The 6,385-nt window shown below is 73.2% G+C and carries 1 protein-coding gene; it reads left to right on the plus strand.

The window, feature by feature from the left end; translation table 11 throughout:
- On the plus strand, positions 1-6,385 hold a 6,385-nt coding region (locus tag ACIA8L_RS56250; RefSeq protein ID WP_395918516.1), incomplete at both ends, for a type I polyketide synthase.

The following is a 6,385-nucleotide window of genomic DNA, read 5'->3' on the forward strand; positions in this document are numbered from 1 at the left end:
TACCGCACCTTCATCGAAGCCAGCCCCCACCCCATCCTCACCAACCCCATCCACGACACCCTGGACAACCAACCCCACACCGTCCTCGGAACCCTCCGCCGAAACCTCGGCACCTGGCACACCATCCACGCCAACATCACCACCGCCTGGCACCACGGCCTTGACATCACCTGGCCCGACACACCCCGCGACACCACCACCCTGCCCACCTACCCGTTCCAGCGGCAGTCGTACTGGCTGCGGACCAGCACGACGGCCACCAACAACCCGCGCCACCTCGGCCAGACGGCGACGAACCACCCGCTCATCCCGAGTGCCGTCCACACCGCCGACGGTGCGGCACTCATCTACACCGGCCGCCTCGACCCGAGCACGCAGACCTGGCTCGCCGACCACGCCGTGCACGGCACCATCGTGCTGCCCGGCACCGCGATCCTCGACCTCGCCCTGCACGCGGCCGAAACGCACGCCGCCGGGGCCGGCATCGACGAGCTGACCCTGCACAGCCCGCTCACCATCACCGGACCCACCCAGATCCAGGTCACCGTCACCGGCCCGGAGATCGCCGTACACTCGCGGACCGAGACACCCGGCGACGACGAACCCCAGCCCTGGACCCGCCACGCCACCGCGACCGTCGCCACCACGGCGGCCGTCCCCCGCCCGGCCCCGGCCGAGTGGCCCCCCGCCGGCGCCGACGCGATCGACCTCGACGACTTCTATGACACCCTCGCTGACGCCGGACTCGGCTACGGCCCGGCGTTCCAGGGCCTGCACACCGCGTGGCGGCACGGCACCGACATCTACGCCGAGCTGAGCCTCCCCGACAGCATCCGCACCGGCGACCACCGGATCCACCCCGCGCTCCTCGACGCCGCGCTGCACACCATCGCGCTCACCGACGCCGCGGCCGGCGGCCCCGCGCGGCTGCCGTTCACGTTCGCCGACGTCGCCGTGCACAACCCGGCCGAGCACGCCCTCCGGGTCCGGCTCACGGCCAGCGGCAACCACCACACCGTCCGGCTGTACCGCGCCGACGGCACACCGGCGGCGACGATCGGCACGGTCAGCACCCGGCCGGTCGAGGCCGGTCAGGTCGCGCCCGAGTCGGTCATCCGCAACAGCCTCTTCACGCTCGACTGGACCGAGGTGACCGCCCCGCCACCCGCGCCCGCGCCGGTCGACGGGGTGACGATCGTCGCCGGCTCCGACCCGGGTGAGCCGGACGTCCCGGCCGCGGCGCACCGGCTCGCCGAGGAGACCCTGCGGCTGCTCCAGGACGCCCTGCACGGCGACGCGCCCATCGCGGTCGTCACCCACGGCGCGGTACCCATCGGCGACATCACCGACCTCCCCGCCGCCGCCGTCTGGGGCCTGACCCGCAGCGCCCAGACCGAACATCCGGACCGGATCACGCTCGTCGACACCGACGACACCCTGCCCGTCGAGACCGCCCTGGCCACGGGTGAGCCGCAGATCGCCGTTCGCGACGGCCGGCTGTACGCCCCGCGGCTGGCCCCGGCCGCGGCGCCGACCGGCGACGGACCGCGCCTCGACGGGCCGGTACTGATCACCGGTGGCACCGGCACCCTCGGCGGGCTCCTGGCCCGGCACCTGGCCGGCCGCGGTGCGACCACAATCGTTTTGGCCGGCCGGGCCGGTGCGGCCGCACCCGGCGCCGCCGACCTCGTCGCGGCGCTGCGGGAGCTGGGCGCGGAGGCGGTCGTCGCGGCGTGCGACGTCACGGACCCGGTGCAGCTCGACGCCCTGCTGGCGGAGCACTCCTTCGGTCTGGTGGTGCACACCGCCGGCGTGGTCGACGACGGCCTGGTGGACTCGCTGACCCCGGAGCGGCTGCACGCGGTGCTGCGACCGAAGGTCGACGGCGCCTGGGCGTTGGCCCGGCGGCTGCCGCCGCAGACGCGGCTGGTCTGCTACTCGTCGGCGTCGGGCACGCTCGGCACGGCCGGGCAGGCCAACTACGCGGCCGCCAATGCGTTCCTGGACGCGCTCGCCGCCCACCGCCCCGACACCACCAGCATCGCCTGGGGGCTGTGGGCGCCGGTGTCGTCGATGACCGGGCACCTCGAGTCGGCCGACCTCCAGCGCCTGGCCCGCAGCGGCTTCGAGATGCTCACCGCCGAGCACGCGCACCGGCTGTTCGATGCGGCCCTGCGCTCCACCGGCCGGCCCGTCTCGGTGGCGCTGCCGATCGTCCCGGCGACGCTGCGCCGCCAGGCCGCCACCGGCGCGCTGCCGGCGCTGCTGCGCGGCCTGGTCCGGGTGGCCACCCGCCCCACCGGCGGCACCCTCGCCCGCCGCCTCGCCGACCTGAGCCCGGAGGAGCAGCTGGAGCTGCTGCTCACCACGGTCCGCGGCACCACCGCGACGGTGCTCGGCCACACGGGCTCCGACACCATCGACGCCGACCGGCCGTTCCAGGAGCTCGGCTTCGACTCCCTCACCGCGGTCGAACTGCGCAACCGGCTCAACGCCACTACCGGGCTGCGACTGCCGGCCACCCTCATCTTCGACCACCCCACACCCCGCCACGTCACGCACTACCTGCACCACGTCCTCACCCACGCCGAGCCCGCCGCTGCGACCGCGACGGCCGCGACGCCGGCCACCGGGGAGCCGATCGCGATCGTCGGCATGGCCTGCCGCTACCCGGGCGGGGTGTCCACACCGGACGGGCTCTGGCAGCTGGTCGTCGACGGCGGCGACGCCATCACGGGCTTCCCGACGAACCGCGGCTGGAACCTGGACCGGCTGTACCACCCGGACCCCGACCACCCCGGCACCGCGTATGTCCGCGAGGGCGGGTTCCTGCACGACGCCGACCGGTTCGACGCCGACTTCTTCGGCATCAGCCCCCGCGAGGCCCTGGCCACCGACCCGCAGCAGCGGCTCCTCCTGGAGACCGCGTGGGAGAGCCTCGAGGACGCCGGCATCGACCCGGCCACCCTGCGCGGCAGCAGCACCGGCGTGTTCACCGGCATCATGTACGGCGACTACGGCACCCGCCTCATGCCCAACACTCCCATCGGGTTCGAGGGTTACATCGGCACCGGCAGCGCCGCGTCGGTGGCCTCGGGCCGGCTGTCCTACACGTACGGTCTCGAGGGCCCGGCGGTCAGCGTCGACACCGCCTGCTCCAGCTCCCTCGTCGCCATGCACCTCGCCGCACAGTCCCTGCAGCAGGGCGAATGCGACCTGGCCCTCGCCGGCGGCGTCACCGTCATGGCCACACCCGGCGTGTTCATCGAGTTCAGCCGCCAGCGCGGCCTGTCGCCCCAGGCGCGCTGCAAGTCCTTCGCCGCCGACGCCGACGGCGCGATCTGGAGCGAAGGCGTCGGCCTGCTCGTCCTGGAACGCCTGTCGGACGCCGAAGCCAACGGCCACCAGGTCCTGGCCGTGATCCGCGGCAGCGCCGTGAACCAGGACGGCGCCAGCAACGGCCTCACCGCCCCCAACGGGCCCTCCCAGGAGCGGGTCATCCGCCAGGCCCTGGCCAACGCCGGCCTCACCACAGCCGACGTCGACGCGGTCGAAGCGCACGGCACCGGCACCACACTGGGCGACCCGATCGAGGCCCAAGCCCTCGCCAACACCTACGGCCGCGACCGCGACCAGCCTTTGTTGCTGGGTTCGATCAAGTCCAACATCGGCCACTCCCAGGCCGCGGCCGGTGTCGCCGGCGTCATCAAGATGGTCCAGGCCATCCGCCACGCGACGCTGCCGCAGACGTTGCACGTCGACGCGCCCAGCCCCCACCTGGACTGGGACACCAGCGGCCTGCGACTCCTGATCGAGCCGACCCCGTGGCCCGCCGTCGACCGCCCTCGCCGCGCCGCCGTGTCCTCCTTCGGCATCAGCGGCACCAACGCCCACCTGATCATCGAACAGCCCCCAACCCCGGCACCGATCGATGCGGTCGATGACCAGCCCGCGACCTGGCGCCTGTCGGCCAAGACCCCCGACGCGTTGCGGCGCTACGCCGGCCGGCTGGAAAGTCTCGACGCCGGCCCCGCCCAGATCGCCGCGGCTCTGACCGGCCGGGCCCTCTTCGCCCACCGGGCCGTGATCACCGGCAACCACGCCGATGCCCTCCACGCCCTCGCGACCGGCGCGGAACACCCGAACCTCACCGTCACCCCAGCCGGTGGACCGATCGCCGCCCGGGTCGCGTTCCTGTTCTCCGGCCAAGGCAGCCAGTACCCGGGCATGGCGCTCGGCCTGTACAACACTGACCCGGTCTTCACCGCCACGCTGAACACCGTCTGCGAAGCCCTCGACCCGCACCTGCCCAAACCCCTACTGCAGGTCATCGACACCCCCGAACTGAACACGACCCTGTACACGCAGCCCGCCCTCTTCGCCATCCAGACCGCACTGCACGCCACACTCACCCACCACGGCATCAAGCCGACCCACTACGCCGGGCACTCCATCGGCGAACTCACCGCCGCCTACCACGCCGGCATCTGGAACCTCGCCGACGCGGCCAAGATAGTGACCGCCCGCGCCACACTCATGCACACCATGCCCGCCGGCGCCATGCTCGCCATCCAGGCCACCGAAGCCGAAGTCCTCGACGTCCTACGCAGCCACCCGACCGTCGACATCGCCACCATCAACGGCCCCACCAGCATTGTTGTAGCCGGTACCAAAGACGATTTGCAGCTCATCCAGACACACTTCGAACAGCTCGGCCGCAAAACCAGAACGCTCAACACCGCCCACGCCTACCACTCACGCCACACCGACGCGATCCTCCAGCAATTCCACGACATCGCCGCCACGCTCACCTACAACCAACCCCACACACCGATCATCACCGCCGGCGAGCCGACCTCCCCCGAGTACTGGACCAACCACATCCGGCAGACCGTCCGCTTCCACGACACGATCGCCGCCCTCGAAAGCCTCGGCGCCAACACCTACATCGAGATCGGGCCGCACGCGACCCTGACCCCGCTGACGCCGGCCGACGCGCTCACCATCCCCACCCAGCGCCGCGACGAGCCGCACGCCGAGACCCTCGCGAACGCCATCGCGAGAATCCACACCCACACCACCACCGCCGTCACCTGGCCCAGCACCGACGCCAGACCGGCGACCATCCCCACCTACCCGTTCCAGCACCAGCCGTTCTGGCTGCACAACGCGCCCACCACCGACGCCCGCAGCCTCGGCCTCACCGCCACCGACCATCCGCTCGTCCCCACCGCCGTCCAGGCCGCCGACAGCGCCACCCAGATCCACACCGGCCGCCTCGACCCGGCGACCCAGCCCTGGCTCGCCGACCACCGCGTCCACGGCACCGTCATCCTGCCCGGCACGGCCATCCTCGACCTCGCCTGGCACGCCGCCGCGCAGGCCGACGCGACCGGCATCGACGAACTGACCCTGCACGCGCCGCTCACCATCACGGCGCCGACCCAGATCCAGGTCACCGTGACCGGGGCGGAGCTCGCCGTACACTCGCGGATCGAACCGGCCGACGGCGAAGCACCCGAGCCGTGGACCCGCCACGCCACCGCCTCGCTGTCGTCGGCCGCCGTCGAGCCACCGAGCGCCGACACGGCCTGGCCGCCGCCCGGTGCCGTCCCGATCGACCTCGACGACCTCTACGACACCCTGGCCGAGGCCGGGCTGGAGTACGGTCCGGCGTTCCAGGTGCTGCGCGCCGCGTGGCGGACCGGCGAGACCGTGCACGCCGAGGTGGAGCTGCCCGAGACCGCCGAACCGGCCGGCCACGCGGTGCACCCGGCGTTGTTCGACGGCGTGCTGCACGTCCTCGCGCGACCGGGCGAAGGGTCCGGCGAGGTGCGGCTGCCGTTCACGTGGAGCGGCGCGACCCTGTTCGCGCCGGCCGGGCGCCGGCTGCGGGCGACGATCACGGTCGGCGGCCCGGACGAGGTGTCGCTGCTGCTGACCGACCCGGACGGCACGCCGGTCGCCCGGGTCGCGTCGCTGCTGGTGCGGCCCGCGCCGGTGGTGCAGCGGGCGGCGGGCGTTCGCGACGGGCTGTTCACGGTGTCGTGGAGCGAGCTGTCGGCCCCGGTGTCGACGAACGCGCCGACCGACGTGGTCACCATCGCCGCCGCCGCGACCCCCGAAACGGACGTGGCGGCCGAGACGCACCGCCTCACCGAAACCACCCTCCACGCCCTCCAGGCAGCCCTCCGCGACGAGGCACCGATCGCGGTCGTCACCCACGGCGCGGTCCCCATCGGCGCCATCACCGACCTCCCCGCCGCCGCCGTCTGGGGCCTCGCCCGCACCGCCCAGAGCGAACACCCAGGTCGCATCACCATCCTCGACACCGACGACACCCTCCCCCTCGAAACCGCCCTCGCCACCGGCGAACCGCAGATCG

It is taken from the genome of Dactylosporangium sp. NPDC051541, from assembly GCF_044454505.1.
Lineage (GTDB): Bacteria > Actinomycetota > Actinomycetes > Mycobacteriales > Micromonosporaceae > Dactylosporangium.